The organism is Nocardioides sp. (assembly GCF_029937575.1).
GTDB lineage: Bacteria > Actinomycetota > Actinomycetes > Propionibacteriales > Nocardioidaceae > Nocardioides.
This window is the reverse complement of the sequence record NZ_JAPYPS010000009.1, coordinates 62,770-80,004: the sequence shown is the minus strand read 5'-3', so window position 1 is coordinate 80,004 and position 17,235 is coordinate 62,770. Positions and strand designations below refer to the sequence as shown.

Here is a 17,235-nt window from a genome sequence, read left to right as displayed (position 1 = left end):
TGCGACCGGGCCGGTAGGCTCCGGACATGTCGTCGTCTCCGCGCCGCATGGTGCGGACACCTGGCTCCCTCCCCGTGGGGTCACTGCTGGGCGTGCCGGTGCGTGTGTCGGCGACGACCGCGATCCTCGTCGCCGTGCTGACGCTCGCGCTGGTGCCGCGACTGCATGAGGAGAGCCCCGGGCTGGGACCGGGCGTGTACCTGGTCGGCGTGGGCATCGGCGTGCTGGTCTACGGCGCGGTGCTGGTCCACGAGCTCGCCCATGCGGTCCTGGCTCGCCGCTACGGCCACGACGTGGACTCGATCACACTGAGCCTGGTCGGCGGGCGCACGGCCGTCACGGGGGAAGCCGCGAGCCCGAGGGAGGAGTTCGCCACCGCCGTCGTGGGGCCGCTCGCCTCGCTCGTGCTCGGGGCCGCTGCGCTGGGCCTGCGGGTCCTGCTCGGCGACGGAGCGCTGTCGGTGGCACTCGAGGTCATCGTGCTGGCCAACCTGATCCTGGGACTGCTGGACCTCGTGCCCGCGCCGCCGATGGACGGCGGACGACTGGTGAAGGCCGTCGCCTGGCGGGTGACGGGATCGCCCCGACGGGGAGCGGTCGTGTCGGCGTACGGCGGACGGATCGTCGCGGTGGGTGTCCTGCTGCTGACGCTGTTGGTGATGCCGCGGATCCAGGAGGAGTCGACGATTACCGACACGGTCCTCGGCGTGGCTGTCGCGCTGCTGCTGTGGACGATGGCGACCCACGAGCTCACGGTGTCTCGCCTGCGGCTGCAGGTCGGGGGAGTCGTGGTGCGAGACCTGGCCCGGCGGACCTTGACAGTCCCGCTCGACATGCCGCTCGCCGAGGCGATTCGCCGTGCCGGGGAGGCCGAGGCACCGGGACTCGTCACCGCTGACTCCCGCGGGACGATCGTGGGCGTGGTGCCCGATGCCGCCGTCGCCCAGGTGCCCGAGGAGCGGCGTCCGTGGATCCCCACCTCCCAGGTCGCGCGCCCCGTGGAGGAACGCCACCGGTTACCCGCCGACATCACCGGCGACGAGCTGCTGAGTGCCATCAACCGGGCTCCCGTCGCGGAGTACCTGCTGGTCGAGCCGGGTGGCGTCCTCGTGGGCGTGCTGTCGCTGACCGACCTCGACCGTGCGGTGCGAGGTCGCTGATCCTTCCACCCGGGCCCTGCTCCGGTACGGTGCCGCGGTGTCCACCACCGATCCCGACCTGCCGGCCGACTCCGACGACGTACCCCAGCAAGCCTGGTCCGGGGTTCACCGCGGTCCTCTGCGCGCGGGCGAGTGGGTCCGTCTGGTCGACGCCAAGGGGCGTAAGCACAACATCTGCCTCGAGGTGGGCAAGACCTTCCACACCAACCGCGGCGGGATGTCCCACGACGACCTGATCGGTCGCGAGGAGGGGTTCACCGTCACCTCGACCTCGGGTGGCGAGTACCTGGTCTTCCGACCTCTGCTCTCCGAGTTCGTCGTCTCGATGCCCCGCGGGGCGGCGGTCGTCTACCCCAAGGACGCCGCGCAGATCGTGTCGATGGCCGACATCTTCCCTGGCGCCGACGTGGTGGAGGCGGGTGTCGGCTCCGGGGCACTGACCTGCTCGCTGCTGCGTGCGGTCGGGCCCCACGGCCACGTCACCTCCTTCGAGCGTCGCGAGGAGTTCGCGGACGTGGCACGCCGCAACGTCCACCAGTTCTTCGGCGTCGCCGAGGGGCCCGAGGTCGCCGGCCACCCGGCCTGGGACCTGCGCCTGGGCGACCTCGCCGAGGAACTCCCCGAGTCGGGACAGCGCTGCGACCGGATCATTCTCGACATGCTCGCACCGTGGGAGTGTGTGGACGCGGCCGCCGGTGCGCTACGCCCTGGGGGCATCGTGTGTGCCTACGTCGCGACCACCACGCAGCTGTCGCGGTTCATGGAGACCGTGCGCATCCACGGTGGCTTCACCGAGCCGCAGGCCTGGGAGTCCCTCGTGCGTGACTGGCACGTCGAGGGCCTGGCCGTGCGGCCGGGACACAAGATGATCGGTCACACAGCCTTCCTGGTCACCGCGCGCCGGATGGCTCCCGGTGAGCGGGCGCCGCTCAAGCGCCGACGTCCGGCCCCGGGCGCGTACGGCGAGGACTACACCGGCCCCCGCCCGGCTGACGCCGAGAGCCGGGCCGGTTCCGAGGACGCCTCGGAGTGAAGCCGTTCGTGCTCCTCTCGATCAGAGCCGAGCCGCTGGCCGCCGTCGACGAGCACGAGGCCTTCGCACGATTCCTCGGGGTCGAGGCGAGCGGGCTCGAGCGCATCGAGCTCGGGTTGACCCCGCTGGACCTGGACCTCGATGCCTACTCCGGTGTCCTTCTCGGGGGCGGGTCGTTCACCTATTCCGACGACCCCGCCACCAAGTCCGAGCGCCAGGTGCGGGCGGAGTCCGACGTGTTCGCGCTCCTGGACGACGTCGTCGCACAGGACTTTCCCTTCCTGGGTGCCTGCTACGGCATCGGCACGCTCGGTACCCACCAGGGCGGGGTGGTCGACACGACGTACCCCGAGGCCGTCGGACCGCTGTCGGTGACGCTGACCGAGGCCGGGTCACACGACCCCCTGATGGCCGGGCTGCCGAACGAGTTCGCTGCGTACGGCGGACACAAGGAGGCCCTCACCACGGCGCCTTCGCACTCGGTTGCGCTGGCGACGTCGGCCGCGTGCCCCGTGCAGGCCTTCCGAGTCGGGGAGAACGTGTACGCCACCCAGTTCCACCCCGAGCTCGACCTCGCCGGCCTGGCGACCCGGATCGAAGCCTATGCGACCTTCGGCTACTTCGAGCCGTCGCAGGCCGCGGCTCTGCGCGCAGCCGCGGCCCATGTCGACGTACGTCACCCGGCGCGCATCCTGGCCAACTTCGCAGCCCGGTACTCGCTGGGCTGAAGGTGTGCCGTTTGGTCCCAAACGACGGCTCCCAGGGCCGAAGCGGCGTCGTTTGGGACCAAACGACGCACTCCCCGAGACCCGCCGACGAACGGTGGGTCACGGCCTGGTGTCCAAAACGTGACCGACTCCGAGTGGTCACGCACTTCCGTGACGCCTCGCCGCAGGTAGGGTCATCAGGACAGGAGGTGGGCCGAATGTCGAACATGGATGAAGGCGCCAACGGAGGCGGACGTGCCGGAGCCAGCCCTGAGGAGCTGATGTCCCAGGTGCGGTTCTTGGAGGCCGAGGTCACCGACCTCCGTCGCAGGCTCTCCGACGGACCACTGCAGCCGCGCGGCCTCGAGCTCAGGCTCGCGGACGCCCAGCGCTCGTTGGCCGCGGTCACCGCACAGAACGAGCGTCTCGCCCAAACCCTGCGCGAGGCGCGCGACCAGATCACCACCCTGAAGGAAGAGGTCGACCGGCTCGCTCAGCCGCCCGCCGGGTTCGGCACTTTCCTGGCGCGCAACGAGGACGACTCGGTCGACGTCTTCACCGGTGGACGCAAGCTGCGGGTCAGCGTGAGTCCTGCGGTCGATCTCGACGAGCTCCGCAAGGGCCAGGAGGTCATGCTCAACGAGGCCCTCAACGTGGTGGCGGCGATGGACTTCGAGCAGGTCGGCGAGGTGGTGATGTTCAAGGAGGTGCTCGCCGACGGTGAGCGGGTCCTGGTCATCGCCAATGCCGACGAGGAGCGCGTCGTACGCCTGGCCGAGCCGCTCAAGCAGATCACCCTGCGCGCCGGCGACTCGTTGCTGCTCGACTCCCGGGCGGGCTACGTCTACGAGCGGGTGCCCAAGTCCGAGGTCGAGGAGCTCGTCCTCGAAGAGGTCCCCGACATCGCCTACGAGTCGATCGGTGGCCTCAAGGGCCAGATCGAGCAGATCCAGGATGCCGTCGAGCTTCCTTACCTGCACCCCGACCTCTTCAAGGAGCACGAGCTCAAGCCCCCCAAGGGAGTTCTGCTCTACGGCCCGCCTGGTTGCGGGAAGACGCTGATCGCCAAGGCCGTCGCCAACTCGCTGGCAAAGAAGGTCGCCGCCCGCACCGGGCAGGAGGGGAAGTCCTACTTCCTCAACATCAAGGGCCCCGAGCTGCTCAACAAGTACGTCGGCGAGACCGAGCGCCACATCCGTCTGGTCTTTCAACGGGCGCGTGAGAAGGCCTCGACGGGTACGCCGGTCATCGTGTTCTTCGACGAGATGGACTCGCTGTTCCGCACCCGCGGCTCGGGGGTGTCCTCCGACGTGGAGAACACCATCGTGCCGCAGCTGCTCAGCGAGATCGACGGCGTCGAGCTCCTCGAGAACGTCCTGGTCATCGGTGCCTCCAACCGTGAGGACATGATCGACCCGGCCATCCTGCGCCCCGGCCGGCTCGACGTGAAGATCAAGATCGAGCGCCCCGACGCCGAGTCGGCGCGCGACATCTTCAGCAAGTACCTCACCTCGACCCTGCCACTGCACTCCGACGATCTTGCGGAGTTCAGTGGTGACCGCGAGGCGTGCGTCGCGGCGATGATCCGTGCGACGGTCGAGCGGATGTACACCGAGACCGAGGAGAACCGCTTCCTCGAGGTGACCTACGCCAACGGTGACAAGGAGGTCCTGTACTTCAAGGACTTCAACTCGGGCGCGATGATCCAGAACATCGTGGATCGCTCGAAGAAGATGGCGATCAAGGACTTCCTCGACCACGACCAGCGGGGGTTGCGCGTCGCGCACCTGCTGCAGGCGTGCGTCGATGAGTTCAAGGAGAACGAGGACCTGCCCAACACCACCAATCCCGACGACTGGGCGCGGATCTCGGGCAAGAAGGGCGAGCGGATCGTGTTCATCCGCACGCTCATCACCGGCAAGCAGGGCACCGAGCCGGGGCGCTCGATCGACACGGTGGCCAACACCGGCCAGTACCTCTGAGCCACCTCTGAGACACCTCTGAAGGTGTCACCGGTCCGGCCTGCGCGGCAACCGGCGCCGGACCGGTACGGTCTCGGCATGCGCCGCCACTTCTTCCTCCGCAGGAACCTCGCTCGCCTGGCGCTTCGCCTGGGCAGGTGGCGTACGGCGGGCGACGTGCCGGCCAGGGGGATCCTGGTGGGTGCCCCGCACACCTCCAACTGGGACTGGGTCCTGACCATGCTGCTCGCCTGGGACAACAGCGTCCAGATCCGGCTCCTCGTCAAGGACTCGTTCTTCAAGGGCCCCCTGGGGGTCGTCATGCGGTCCACGGGCGCGGTCGAGCTCGACCGGTCCAACCCCGGGGCCACGATCCGCGCACTCCTCGCCGACGCGGACTCCGATGAGACGTTCCTCCTGGGCATCGCGGCCGAGGGAACTCGCAGCAAGGGGGAGTACTGGAAGTCGGGTTTCTACCGGATCTCCCAGCAGACCGGCATCCCGGTCACGCTGGCCTATCTCGACCGGCCGAGCCGCACGGTGGGCTGGGGTCCGACGTTCCCCCTGACCGGCGACGTGGGCGCTGACATGCAGCGGATCCGCGACTTCTACGCCGACAAGCAGGGCATCCGACCCGAGCTCACCACGGTTCCGCGACTGCGCGAGGAGACCAGCGGCGCCTGATCGACCAACGCGCCGGGCATGGGTCGTGACGCAGGCCGATGAATCGTGTTGAGTGGTGACCAGCGAAACCCGTCGCCCCAAGACCAGGAGTCACCATGAAGAAGCTGCTCATCGTCGTCCTCGCCGCCGCCGGCATCGGTCTGGCCGTCAAGTTCGCCACCAACCGCTGACCGCAACCGCAACGCACGCCGCCGCGCTCGTCGTACTGCAGCGCAGCGTAGGCTCGCGAGCATGAGTGTTCGTCGGGTGATGGGGACCGAGATCGAGTACGGGATCTCGGTCGTGGGACAGCCGACGGCCAATCCCATGGTGGCCTCGTCCCAGGTGGTCAATGCCTACGCCTCGGCGACGGTCAAGGCTCGTCGGGCCCGATGGGACTTCGAGGAGGAGTCCCCCCTGCGCGACGCGCGCGGCTACGACATGTCGCGCCAGGTGGCCGACCCCTCGCAGCTCACCGACGAGGACCTCGGCCTGGCCAACGTCATCCTCACCAATGGGGCGCGTCTGTACGTCGACCACGCGCACCCCGAGTTCTCCACGCCCGAGGTCACCACGCCACTGGACGTCGTGCGCTGGGAGAAGGCCGGCGAGCAGGTGATGCTGGACGCCGCCAAGCGAGCCGCACAGCTGCCGTCCGGGGCAGAGATCGTGCTCTACAAGAACAACACCGACAACAAGGGTGCCTCCTACGGGGCGCACGAGAACTACCTGATGCGGCGCTCCACGCCGTTCGCCGACATCGTGCGACACCTGACTCCGTTCTTCATCAGTCGGCAGGTCTTCTGTGGCGCCGGGCGCGTGGGACGAGGTCAGGACGGGCGCGAGCAGGGCTTCCAGATCAGCCAGCGCGCCGACTTCTTCGAGGTCGAGGTCGGGCTCGAGACGACCCTGAAGCGACCGATCATCAATACCCGCGACGAGCCCCACGCCGATCCTGAGAAGTACCGCCGGCTGCACGTGATCATCGGCGACGCCAACATGTCGGAGGTCGCGACGTACCTCAAGGTCGGTACGACGTCACTCGTGCTGGCGATGATCGAGGACCGCTTCATCGACCGTGACCTCGCGGTCGAGGCTCCGGTGGCCGCACTGCGAGCCGTGTCGCACGACGCCACGCTGCAGGGCACGCTCACGCTGAACGACGGACGGACGCTCACCGCCGTCCAGCTTCAGCTGGAGTACCTCGACCTCGCGCGCAAGTACGTCGAGGACCGGTACGGCGCTGATGCCGACTCGCAGACGCTCGACGTCCTGGCCCGCTGGGAGTCGGTGCTGGATCGGCTCGAGCGCGACCCGATGTCGCTGGCCTCGGAGCTCGACTGGGTTGCCAAGCTCAGGCTCCTCGAGCAGTACCGCTCGCGCGACGGACTGGCGTGGGACGACGCCAAGCTGCAGCTCATCGACTACCAGTACTCCGACATCCGGCCCGAGAAGGGTCTGTATCACCGACTCGTTGCTGCCCGGCGAATGGAGCGACTCCTGAGCCAACAGGAGGTCGACGACGCCATGCACGACCCTCCCACCGACACGCGCGCCTACTTCCGTGGCCGGTGCCTGGAGAAGTACGCCGAGCACGTCGCCGCGGCCTCGTGGGACTCGGTCATCTTCGACCTTCCGGGGCGCGAGTCCCTGCAGCGCGTGCCCACCATCGATCCGCTGCGAGGCAGCCGGACGCACGTGGGTCAACTCCTCGACAGCTGCGACTCGGCGGAACAGCTGTTCACCGCTTTGACGCGCTGAGTTGCGCCGTTTGGTCCCAAACGACGTGTTGTAGCGCCCCAAGGTCGTCGTTTGGGACCAAACGGCGCAACTGCTGTGCCCAGATCGGGTTGACGCCGCAACGTCCAGGCCCACGGCTGGTCGTCGAAAGTCGAGGCACCACTGAGTAGGGTCGTCACATGGCCCAGGAGCAGAAGCAGCCGCGCAAGTCCCAGGAGACCGAGGAGACCACCGAGGTGGCTCCCGAGAGCGACCTCGCCGAGCGCAAGGAAGCGATCGACAACGACGTGGACGACATCCTCGACGAGATCGACGAGGTGCTGGAGTCCAACGCGGAGGACTTCGTGAAGTCGTTCATCCAGAAGGGTGGCCAGTGACCGACCCTCGCCTCCCCCCGGCCTACCTGCGTCCGGGCGTCTCGTCGTTCGCGGACTTCCTCCGCGACCAGGCACCGGACCTCCTGCCCGGACGCACCGGACTGCCACAGGGCAGTGCTGCGGACCTAGCGCCCCACGCCACCACGATCGTCGCGGCCACCTTCCCGGGCGGGGTCGTGATGGCGGGGGACCGACGAGCGACGATGGGCAACATCATCGCCCAGCGCGACATCGAGAAGGTCTTCCCTGCCGACGAGTTCTCCGCCGTCGGGATTGCCGGTACGGCCGGACTCGCCGTGGAGATGGTCCGGTTGTTCCAGACCGAGCTCGAGCACTACGAGAAGATCGAGGGCAGCACGCTGTCGATGGACGGGAAGGCCAACCGTCTCGCAGCGCTGATCCGCAACAACCTCCCCATGGCGATGCAGGGACTGGCCGTCGTACCCCTCTTCTCGGGCTACGACGTGCACGCCGGGCAGGGCCGGATCTTCAGCTATGACGTGACGGGTGGACGCTACGAGGAGACTGCCTTTCACTCGGTGGGCTCAGGATCGATGTTCGCGCGCGGGGCGCTCAAGAAGCTCTATCGTCACGATCTCGAGGCTGAGCAGTGTGTCGAGGTGATCGTCCAGGCGCTGTACGACGCCGCGGACGACGACTCCGCAACCGGCGGCCCCGACCTGACGCGCCGCATCTTTCCGGTCGTGCACGTGATCACCGAGGACGGTGGCACGCGCATGCCGGACGCCGACGTCGCCGCGATCGCTGATCGCGTCATCGAAGGGCGCATGGGTCGTCCCGATGGACCGGCGGCGTCGCTGACCACCGAGGAGGGTGGCCGATGAGCCAGCAGTTCTACGTCTCGCCCGAGCAGTTGATGAAGGACCGGGCCGACTTCGCCCGCAAGGGGATCGGTCGGGGGCGGTCCGTGGTGGCGGTGCAGTACGCCGACGGTGTCCTGTTCGTCTCCGAGAATCCTTCGCAGGCACTGCACAAGGTGTCCGAGATCTACGACCGCATCGCCTTCGCTGCCGTGGGTCGCTACAACGAGTTCGAGAACCTTCGAATCGCCGGGGTCAGGCTCGCCGACATGCGAGGCTATGCCTACGACCGGCGTGACGTCACGGGTCGCGGTCTCGCCAACGCCTATGCCCAGACTCTGGGCACGATCTTCTCCAGTGGCGGTGAGAAGCCCTACGAGGTGGAAATCTTCGTCGCCGAGGTGGGCGATCGGGCTGAGGACGACCAGATCTATCGGCTCACCTACGACGGTCAGGTCGCCGACGAGCACGGGTTCGCGGTGATGGGTGGCCAGGTCGAACCAGTTGCTGAAAGTCTGAGTGCCAGCGAGATCGCCGGCGCCGACCTCGCCGCCGCGCTCCGTGCCGCGGTCACCGCGCTGGGCGCCTCTGAGTCCGGCAACCGGGTCATCCCGACGACGGACCTCGAGGTCGCCGTACTGGACCGCACTCGCAGCCAGACCCGCAAGTTCAGCCGACTGAGCCCTGCCCGGTTGGACGATCTGCTCGGCGACCGCGGACCCGGGGGGCCCGATGACGGGGCGCGCGACGACGTACGCCCCGGTGGAGGCGGCGGCGCTCCGCTCGTAGATGACCCCGCGGACCCCACCGACCAGGTCAGCGGATCCGTCGCGCCGCTGGAGGACCCCGTTACGGGGGAGCCCCCCATCGCGCCCCCGGAGTGACGTCCGCGCAGTCCTGGGCCAGGGTCGGTCCCCAGTCCGTGCGGTACGACGGGTTCCTGCGCGTCGTGCGCCGTCGGCTGAAGATGCCGGGCGGTCGTGAGTCGGAGTGGGACCTGCTCGAATCGTCCGACTCGGTGGTCGTGCTTGCGCTCACGCGTGAAGGCCGGGTGGTCTGCATTCGCCAGTACCGGCCGGGTCCCGATGCGGTGATCACCAGCTTGTCGGGAGGAATCATCGACCCCGGCGAAGATCCCCTCCGTGCCGCGGCACGCGAGCTGCGAGAGGAGACCGGTTGGTCGGCGGAGCGCTGGCAGCTGGCCGGCCCCACCCAGTGGTTCAAGAGCACCGAGGTGAGCTGGGCTGTCATCGCCCATGACTGCGTGCTCACCGGACCCCAGCTCCTCGAGGCGGACGAGGACATCGAGGTCGTCCTCCTCGACGTCGCCGAGGTCCGTTCGCGACTTCGCGACGGCAGCTTCGGCACCGTGCAGCACGCCTACCTGGCGCTGGACCACGCCGGACTGCTGTGAGCAAGTTGGCCTTCGCTGGGGGACGCCGTTTGGTCCCCAACAACGTCTTCGACGCCCCAATCGTTGTTGTTTGGGACCAAACGGCAACAGCGTGGCGACCCACCGGTTGTCCACAGCCAGCTCGTCCTGCCGCCTCTCCACAGGCTTGAGTGCGGGGTACTCCCGGAGCCTCAGACATCGCTCACCGTGGCTCCATGGCAAACGAGCGAGACACACCCATCCGCGGACAGATGCGCCGTCGTGGCTACCGACGTGTGGCGCACGGACTCTTCTTGGTCAACGTCGAGCACCTGGACGACGAGGCGGAATGGAGGCGAGACCTGTTGGCGTGGCTGGAGGTGCTCCCTCGCGGTGCTGCTTACACCGGGTTGACCGCGGCGCGGCTCCTGGGCTGGTATCTCCCCGCCCTACCCGAGCAGACCCCGATCTTCGCTGCGACCTCTGCAGACACCAGACCGCGGAGGCCTGGCTTGGTCTGCTCGCGCCTGCGACGAGATGCAGCACCTGGGTTGGTCGACGGACTTCCAGTTGACACCAGTGCCGAGATCCTCCTGCGCTGCGCTCGCGACCTCTCCGCGCTCGACCTGCGCATCGTGGTGGAGGGAGCCCGGAGGGCTGGACACGTCGATGAGGATCAGATGGCTGAGATCCTGGCCTCGCGCCGCCCCGGCGTACGACCGCTCCGCACTGCTTGGCTCTCGAGCACCGGCAAGGCAGACTCCGGCGGCGAGGTGGTGCTGCAGGTGTTCCACGACGTGCTCGAAATCCAGTACGTGGCGCAGCACGAGCTCTACAACGACGCCGGCCAGTTGGTGGCACGGGCAGACTTGTGGATCGTGGGCACCCGGCGACTCCACGAGTACGACGGCGCCGTGCATCGGAGCAAGAAGGCTCAGAGCGTAGACCTTCGTCGCAGCGGTGGGATCGGTGGCGCCGACCTGCAACGCCGGGGTTTCACCCTGGACGACCTGCTGAATCATGCCTTGGTCACGATGCACGAGATCGACCGCGACCTGGGTCGTCCGCATCGGATGCGACGTTTCCATGCGTGGCAGCGGGTGGTGGAGCAGTCCATGTACTCACACGCAGGGCGGGAGCGCGTCATGAATCGGTGGCATCGCGAGATGGGGGTCGCCGATGGAGCACGGGCTGCTTCCTGAGCGTCGTCGAATGTTGCCGTTTGGTCCCAAACGGCAACACCCACCCACAACTCGGCCCACCAACCACCACGTACGGCCTAGGGTTCACTCATGGACCGGCGGATCTTCGGGATCGAGAACGAGTACGGCGTGACGTGCACGTTCAAGGGCCAGCGTCGGCTGAGCCCGGACGAGGTGGCTCGCTACCTGTTCCGCAAGGTCGTCAGCTGGGGGCGGTCGAGCAACGTCTTCCTGCGCAACGGGGCCCGGCTCTACCTCGACGTCGGCAGCCACCCGGAGTACGCCACGCCCGAGTGCGACGACATCGCCGAACTGGTGGCCCACGACAAGGCGGGGGAACGGGTCCTGGAGGGACTGCTCCTCGACGCCGAGCAGCGTCTGCACGACGAGGGCATCGCGGGCGAGATCTACCTGTTCAAGAACAACACCGACTCGGCGGGAAACTCCTACGGGTGCCACGAGAACTACCTGGTGGGCCGCGCCGGCGAGTTCAGTCGCCTCGCCGACATCCTGATCCCGTTCCTGGTGACCCGTCAGATCGTCGTGGGGGCAGGCAAGATCACCCAGACCCCCCGCGGCGCCAGCTACAGCGTGAGCCAGCGCGCCGAGCACATCTGGGAGGGCGTCAGCAGCGCCACGACGCGCAGCCGCCCCATCATCAACACGCGCGACGAGCCGCACGCTGACGCCGAGAAGTACCGCAGGCTCCACGTCATCGTGGGGGACTCCAACATGAGCGAGACCACCACGATGCTCAAGGTGGCCAGCTGCGACCTGGTCCTGCGGATGATCGAGGAGGGCGTGGTGATGCGCGACCTCACGATGGAGAACCCGATCCGCGCGATCCGCGAGATCTCCCACGACGTCACCGGGCGCCGCAAGGTGCGCCTGGCCAACGGGCGTGAGGCGAGCGCCCTGGAGATCCAGGGCGAGTACCTCAGCAAGGCGCGCGACTTCGTCGACCGTCGCCAGATCAGCACGCCGATCATCGAGCAGGCCCTCGACCTGTGGGAGCGCGGACTCAAGGCGGTCGAGTCCGACGACCTGGGCCTGGTCGACCGGGAGATCGACTGGGTCATCAAGTGGAAGCTCATCGATCGCTATCGCGCCAAGCACGGGCTTCCGCTGGGTCACCCGCGCATCGCGCAGCTCGATCTGGCCTACCACGACATCCACCGCAACCGTGGCCTCTACTACCTCCTGGAGAAGCGTGGCTCGGTCGCCCGGGTCACCTCGGACCTGAAGATCTTCGAGGCCAAGTCCGTGCCTCCGCAGACCACGCGTGCGCGGCTGCGGGGCGAGTTCATCCGCAAGGCACAGGAGAAGCGCCGCGACTTCACCGTCGACTGGGTGCACCTCAAGCTCAACGACCAGGCTCAACGCACCGTCTTGTGCAAGGACCCGTTCCGGGCGCACGACGAGCGCGTGGAACGGCTCATCGACGGCATGTGAGCGCCGGGCATGTGAGCGACACGTCGGCCGGCTTGTAGGCTTCCCGCGCTGTGCCAGATGCGTCCTGTCGACTCACCACCGAAGGTTGAACCCGTGCTCCGACACCTCCGTGCCCCGCGCCGTCCCGCGCAGGTGCTCCTCCCGCTCGTGCTGGTCTCCGGCCTGGCGACGGCCTGCGGTGACGACGTCACCGTCGCCAGTGGCGCGCTCGAGCGCACCGAGGCGTTCGAAGTGAGCGGTGAGGTGGGCAGCAGCCCCGAGGTCACCTGGAACGCTCGGATGGAGGCGGGCGACGCGGAGACCGAGGTGCTCACCGAGGGCGACGGCGCCGAGCTCGCCGAGGGCGACAACGTCCTGGTCAACTACTACATCGGCAACGGGTTCACCCGCGAACCCACCCTTGACACCTACAGCGAGGACCAGGTCCCGGTGTACTTCCCGGTGGGTGGAGAGGTGCCGCAGCCGGCCTCGGCACAGCCGACCAACGCCCAGGTCGCGCGCTACCTCCTCGACACCTTCGTGGCCGAGCAGGTCGAGATCGGTGACACCGTCGGCACCCGGAAGGTGACGACCGTGAGCTCGGCCGACATCCTCGGGGTGGCCGGCAGCGACCTCGACATCGGCAACGAGGACGCCCTGATGATGGTGATCGACGTCGACAGCGTCGTGCGCACCAAGCCCGACGGCAGCCCGATCAAGGCTCGCCCCGCCTGGGTCCCCGGGATCACGTTCTCCGACCGCTTGCCCAGCGCGCTGGACTTCGACGGCGTGGCCGCACCGGACGGCACCCTCAAGAGCCAGGTCCTGTACGCCGGTGAGGGCCCCAACGTTGCGGCCAACGACCTGATCGTCGTCAACTACCTGGGTCAGGTGTACGACGCAGCCAAGCCCTTCGACGCCTCGTACGGCGCAGACCCGTTCTCGACCGTCCTGGGCCAAGGAGCCGTCATCAAGGGGTGGGACCAGGCGCTGGAGGGCGTCCCGGTCGGCTCCCGCGTCATGCTCCAGATCCCGCCGAAGCTCGGCTACGGCAAGGACGGCAGCGGCGAGGACATCCCGGGTGGCTCGACGCTCTACTTCGTGATCGACGTCCTCGCCGCCGGCTGAGTCGACTCACATGAGCACCGCTGCCAAGACCGAGCGCCTGATGAAGCTGCTCATCATGCTGCTCGTGCAGCGGCACTTCGTGCCCAAGGAACGGATCCGCTCCATCCTGTACGGCGACACGAGCACCGACGCGTTCGAGAAGATGTTCGAGCGCGACAAGGAGGAGCTGCGCAGCCTCGGGGTCCCCGTCGAGGTGGGCAGCATGGACGCCTACTTCGATGAGCCGGGCTACCGGATCCGTCCCGACGCCTTCGCGCTGCCCGAGATCGACCTGGCCCCCGACGAGGCCGCGATCGTGGGTCTGGCGACGCGGGTGTGGGAGCACCAGCGCCTCGCGAGTGCCACGACCGAGGCCGTTCGCAAGCTGACCGCGGCGGGCGTGGCGGTCGACCTGACGGCCCTCGACATCGCTCAACCGCGTCTGGCAGCCGACGACCCGGCCTTCGACGTGTTCCTCGAGGCGCTCACCGAGCGCAGCGCCCTGGAGTTCGACTACTGGCGCTCCGGGACCGCGGAACCCGCCCGACGCCACCTCCAGCCCTGGGGGGTGACCCGGTACGCCGGGCGCTGGTACGTGCTGGGCTTCGACACCGACCGCGGCGCCGAGCGCGTCTTCCGGCTCTCGCGCGTGCAGGGCGAGGCCCGTCGTACGGGCAAGCCTGGCGCCTACGAGATCCCCGACGGACTCGACATCTCGGCGACCACCCGTCGTCTGGCTCCGGCACCGGTGACGCAGCGCGCCGTCCTGCTGGTGCGCCGGGGAGCGGCTGCCCCGCTGCGTCGGATGGCCGACAGCGTCGAGGCCGACGTACCGGGCCCCGACGCCGCGACCGCCTGGGACCGCCTGGTCCTGACGCGCAGCAACGTCGGGCTCGAGGACGAGGTGCTGGGCTACGGAGCCAGCGTGTACGTCGAGTCGCCGGTCGCCCTGCGTGATGCCGTGGTGGAGCGCCTCGAGGGGGCGCTGGCATGACGTCTCGCACCGGTGGCTCCGCGCCCAGCGGCGCCAAGGACCAGGTCGCGCGCCTGTTGACCCTGGTGCCCTACCTGCACGCCCACGGAGGCGTGCGCCTCATCGATGCAGCCGAGGCTCTCGGTGTCACACCGGAGCAGGTGCTCAAGGACCTCAAGGTGCTGCTGATGTGCGGGATGCCCGGCGGCTACCCCGACGACCTGATCGACGTGGACCTCGACCTGCTGGAGACCGAGGAAGGTGAGGTGCACCGCGAAGGCGTCATCCGGGTCAGCAACGCCGACTACCTGGACCGCCCGATGCGGCTGACACCCACGGAGGCCTCGGCCATGATCGTCGCCCTGCGCGCGCTGCGTGCGGGCGCCGAGGCGACGACGGTCGAGATCGTCGACCGCGTGCTCGTCAAGCTGGAGAGCGCTGCCGCGGACGGTCCGAGCGAGATCCCGCTGGATGCCGCGCTCGACGAGCCCGGCCGTGACGCCGACCTCGCCGCGCTCGGCGTACGACTGCGTGACGCCGCCGAGCGTCAGGTGCAGGTCGAGCTGGACTACTATGTGCCGACCCGTGACGAGCAGTCCCACCGAGTCGTCGACCCCAGGGGCGTGAGCCGGCACAACGGGTTCGCCTACCTCGACGCCTGGTGTCACTCCGCCGAGGCCCCCCGGCTGTTCCGCCTCGACCGGATCTCCGCCGCCACCGTGCTCGACACCCCGGTGGCCACGACGCCGCAGTCCCCTCGTGACCTCAGCGACGGGATCTTCGACCGTGGTGACGACCAGACCACCCTGGTCACCCTGCGTCTCGCGCCGCAGGCCCAGTGGGTCGTCGAGTACTACTCCGTCGAGGCCGTGCGACCGGGCCCGGACCACCTCGAGATCGACCTGCTGGTCGCCGATCACCGCTGGCTGACCAAACTGCTCCTGCGTCTGGCTCCGAATGCCTCAGTGGTAGCACCGGCGGAGTTCACCGCGGACTTCACAGGCGCTGCTCAGGATGCGCTGGCGCTGTATCGCTCCACCAGCGCGTAGGATCGACGACGTACATCTCGACGTACACCACCAACGGATGAGGGCCCCATGTTGAACCCGCTGATCGGAATGCCCCAAGGCGCAGAATGGATCGTCATCCTGGCGATCGTGATCCTTGTCTTCGGTGCTGCCAAGCTCCCCGACCTCGCTCGCGGCACCGGGCAGGCGCTGCGCATCTTCAAGGCGGAGACCAAGGGCCTGCGCGACGAGGACGACGACGACAAGGACGACAAGGAGCTCCCCACCTCGCTGACCGACGAGACCCCGGTCAAGCCGGAGACCTCGGCGGACAAGAACAACAGCTGATCCGGCGCTCAGGCGCCGACCAGGACACGTCAGGACCTCCAGCACCCCATGTCGATCACCGGCGTCGCCAACATCTTCTCCGGACGCCCCGTCCACCCCGTCGGGGCCGACGGACGAATGGCACTGTCAGACCACCTGCGAGAGCTGCGCGCCCGCGTGCTCAAGGTGGCGCTGATCATCGTTGCCGGAGGCATCCTGGCACTGATCTTCTTCGACCAGGTCTACGACCTCGTCTACGGGCCGATCACCACGGCCAAGCTCAACTTGCCTGAGGGATCCAACCTGCTCACCAGCAACGGACCCGGTGCCGGGCTGCTCATCTACTTCAAGCTCTGCGGCTTCGCAGCAGTGGTGCTGACTAGCCCGTTCTGGCTGTACCAGATCTGGGCGTTCATCATGCCGGGCCTGCACGCCCGCGAGCGCAAGATGTCGCGCATCTTCGTGGGCGTGGCCGGACCGCTGTTCCTCTCCGGGGTGTTCCTGGGCTACGTGACGCTGCCCAAGGGCCTGGAGATCCTGATCGGGTTCAACCCCGACGGCTTGACCAACCTGGTGGACTTCGACGACTACCTGTCCTTCTTCAGCCGCACCCTGCTGGTCTTCGGGATCGCGTTCGAGATCCCGCTCTTCGTGATCCTGCTGAACCTCGCCGGCGTCGTGTCCGGCAAGTCGCTTGCCGCCTACCGGCCATGGATCGTGATCGGGGTCTTCATCTTCGCCGCCGTGGCGACGCCGTCCGCCGACCCGTTCACGATGACCTTGATGGCGGTGCCGATGGTGCTGCTGTTCGGCATCTCCGAGGTGATCTGTCGCTTCAACGACCGCCGCCGGGCCAAGCGTCGCCGCTTCGCGGACCTCGATCCCGACAGCGCCTCACCGCTCTAGCGTCCGGTGTGATTGCCTGTTCCTGTGACTCCTGAGCCCGCCGAGGTCGACCCGTTCGACCTGCCGGAGGTGCTGGGGGCAGGCGAGGTGACCTGGAGCAGCATCGACTCGCTGGCCGGCGCCTTTCGCGTCCAGGGGATCCTGACCGCGGCGGACGGCTCCGAGCTCGCCTGCGACCTGCTCGCCGTCGACGAGGCCTACCCCGCCCCGGTGGCCAGTGAGGCCAGTCGCCTGCGGGTGCACCAGGCCTGGCGCCACGGGCAGGTGCACCTGGCGTCGTACGACGGCCGGCTGACGCTGCTGGTGCCCGGCACCTCGTTCTCGGCCGATCTCACCCTCGAGGCCGTCGCCCGGCTAGCCAAGGCACTGGGTGCCTCCCCGTCGTCGTTCGCGGTCCGCCTGCGCCTCGGCGGCTGAGCCGGCCTCCCGACGGAGGAGGAGCGGTCTA

Annotated in this window: 18 protein-coding genes; all 18 read left to right on the top strand. The window is 68.3% G+C overall.

The features are described 5' to 3' along the window. Positions 1-26: 26 nt before the first annotated feature. The 18 genes from Q1K33_RS05620 to Q1K33_RS05535 all read left to right on the top strand — a co-directional run bounded on the left by Q1K33_RS05620 (position 27) and on the right by Q1K33_RS05535 (position 17,204). Entirely contained in the window at positions 27-1,160 is a 1,134-nt protein-coding gene (locus Q1K33_RS05620; RefSeq protein WP_300401522.1) for a site-2 protease family protein, read from the top strand. Positions 1,161-1,218: 58 nt separating this feature from the next. Next, positions 1,219-2,193: a tRNA (adenine-N1)-methyltransferase gene (locus tag Q1K33_RS05615; RefSeq protein WP_300401549.1), complete on the top strand. Its 975-nt coding sequence runs from the start codon at positions 1,219-1,221 to the stop codon at positions 2,191-2,193. Next, the gene (locus Q1K33_RS05610) at positions 2,190-2,921 is read left to right on the top strand and encodes a glutamine amidotransferase (protein WP_300401520.1); all 732 of its coding nucleotides are present in this window, start codon (positions 2,190-2,192) and stop codon (positions 2,919-2,921) included. Before Q1K33_RS05615 ends, Q1K33_RS05610 begins: the two co-directional genes overlap by 4 nt. Before the next feature lie 206 nt (positions 2,922-3,127). Continuing rightward, positions 3,128-4,882, top strand: a complete 1,755-nt coding sequence (gene arc, locus Q1K33_RS05605; RefSeq protein ID WP_300401546.1) for a proteasome ATPase — start codon at positions 3,128-3,130, stop codon at positions 4,880-4,882. A gap of 78 nt (positions 4,883-4,960) precedes the next feature. Continuing rightward, entirely contained in the window at positions 4,961-5,545 is a 585-nt protein-coding gene (locus Q1K33_RS05600) for a 1-acyl-sn-glycerol-3-phosphate acyltransferase (RefSeq protein ID WP_300401518.1), read from the top strand. 231 nt (positions 5,546-5,776) lie between these two features. Continuing rightward, on the top strand, positions 5,777-7,285 hold the full coding sequence (dop, locus tag Q1K33_RS05595) for a depupylase/deamidase Dop (RefSeq protein ID WP_300401516.1): 1,509 nt from the start codon (positions 5,777-5,779) through the stop codon (positions 7,283-7,285). Between the two features lie 158 nt (positions 7,286-7,443). After that, positions 7,444-7,641 (top strand): ubiquitin-like protein Pup, encoded by a 198-nt coding sequence (locus Q1K33_RS05590; protein WP_300401514.1) that lies wholly within the window; start codon positions 7,444-7,446, stop codon positions 7,639-7,641. Further along, positions 7,638-8,486 (top strand): proteasome subunit beta, encoded by an 849-nt coding sequence (gene prcB, locus Q1K33_RS05585; RefSeq protein WP_300401512.1) that lies wholly within the window; start codon positions 7,638-7,640, stop codon positions 8,484-8,486. The genes Q1K33_RS05590 and prcB overlap by 4 nt, the downstream gene beginning before the upstream one ends. After that, a complete protein-coding gene (prcA, locus tag Q1K33_RS05580) occupies positions 8,483-9,346 on the top strand; it encodes a proteasome subunit alpha (protein ID WP_300401510.1) in 864 nt (287 codons plus the stop codon). The genes prcB and prcA overlap by 4 nt, the downstream gene beginning before the upstream one ends. After that, entirely contained in the window at positions 9,343-9,876 is a 534-nt protein-coding gene (locus tag Q1K33_RS05575) for an NUDIX hydrolase (RefSeq protein ID WP_300401508.1), read from the top strand. Before prcA ends, Q1K33_RS05575 begins: the two co-directional genes overlap by 4 nt. Positions 9,877-10,514: 638 nt before the next feature. Further along, a complete protein-coding gene (locus Q1K33_RS05570) occupies positions 10,515-11,036 on the top strand; it encodes a hypothetical protein (protein WP_300401506.1) in 522 nt (173 codons plus the stop codon). A gap of 90 nt (positions 11,037-11,126) precedes the next feature. Further along, the gene (pafA, locus tag Q1K33_RS05565) at positions 11,127-12,488 is read left to right on the top strand and encodes a Pup--protein ligase (protein ID WP_300401504.1); all 1,362 of its coding nucleotides are present in this window, start codon (positions 11,127-11,129) and stop codon (positions 12,486-12,488) included. 93 nt (positions 12,489-12,581) lie between these two features. Further along, positions 12,582-13,595, top strand: coding sequence for an FKBP-type peptidyl-prolyl cis-trans isomerase (locus Q1K33_RS05560; RefSeq protein ID WP_300401501.1), 1,014 nt, complete (start codon positions 12,582-12,584; stop codon positions 13,593-13,595). Positions 13,596-13,605: 10 nt separating this feature from the next. Next, complete coding sequence (locus Q1K33_RS05555; protein ID WP_300401499.1) at positions 13,606-14,568, top strand: WYL domain-containing protein; 963 nt, start codon at positions 13,606-13,608, stop codon at positions 14,566-14,568. Further along, entirely contained in the window at positions 14,565-15,596 is a 1,032-nt protein-coding gene (locus tag Q1K33_RS05550; protein ID WP_300401497.1) for a WYL domain-containing protein, read from the top strand. The genes Q1K33_RS05555 and Q1K33_RS05550 overlap by 4 nt, the downstream gene beginning before the upstream one ends. 48 nt (positions 15,597-15,644) lie before the next feature. Beyond that, positions 15,645-15,902 (top strand): twin-arginine translocase TatA/TatE family subunit, encoded by a 258-nt coding sequence (gene tatA, locus Q1K33_RS05545; RefSeq protein ID WP_300401495.1) that lies wholly within the window; start codon positions 15,645-15,647, stop codon positions 15,900-15,902. Between the two features lie 48 nt (positions 15,903-15,950). Continuing rightward, complete coding sequence (gene tatC, locus Q1K33_RS05540) at positions 15,951-16,787, top strand: twin-arginine translocase subunit TatC (RefSeq protein ID WP_300401493.1); 837 nt, start codon at positions 15,951-15,953, stop codon at positions 16,785-16,787. Between the two features lie 24 nt (positions 16,788-16,811). Then, positions 16,812-17,204 carry a hypothetical protein gene (locus Q1K33_RS05535; protein ID WP_300401491.1) on the top strand — a complete coding sequence of 131 codons (393 nt, stop codon included), beginning with the start codon at positions 16,812-16,814 and terminating at the stop codon, positions 17,202-17,204. Positions 17,205-17,235: the final 31 nt, after the last annotated feature.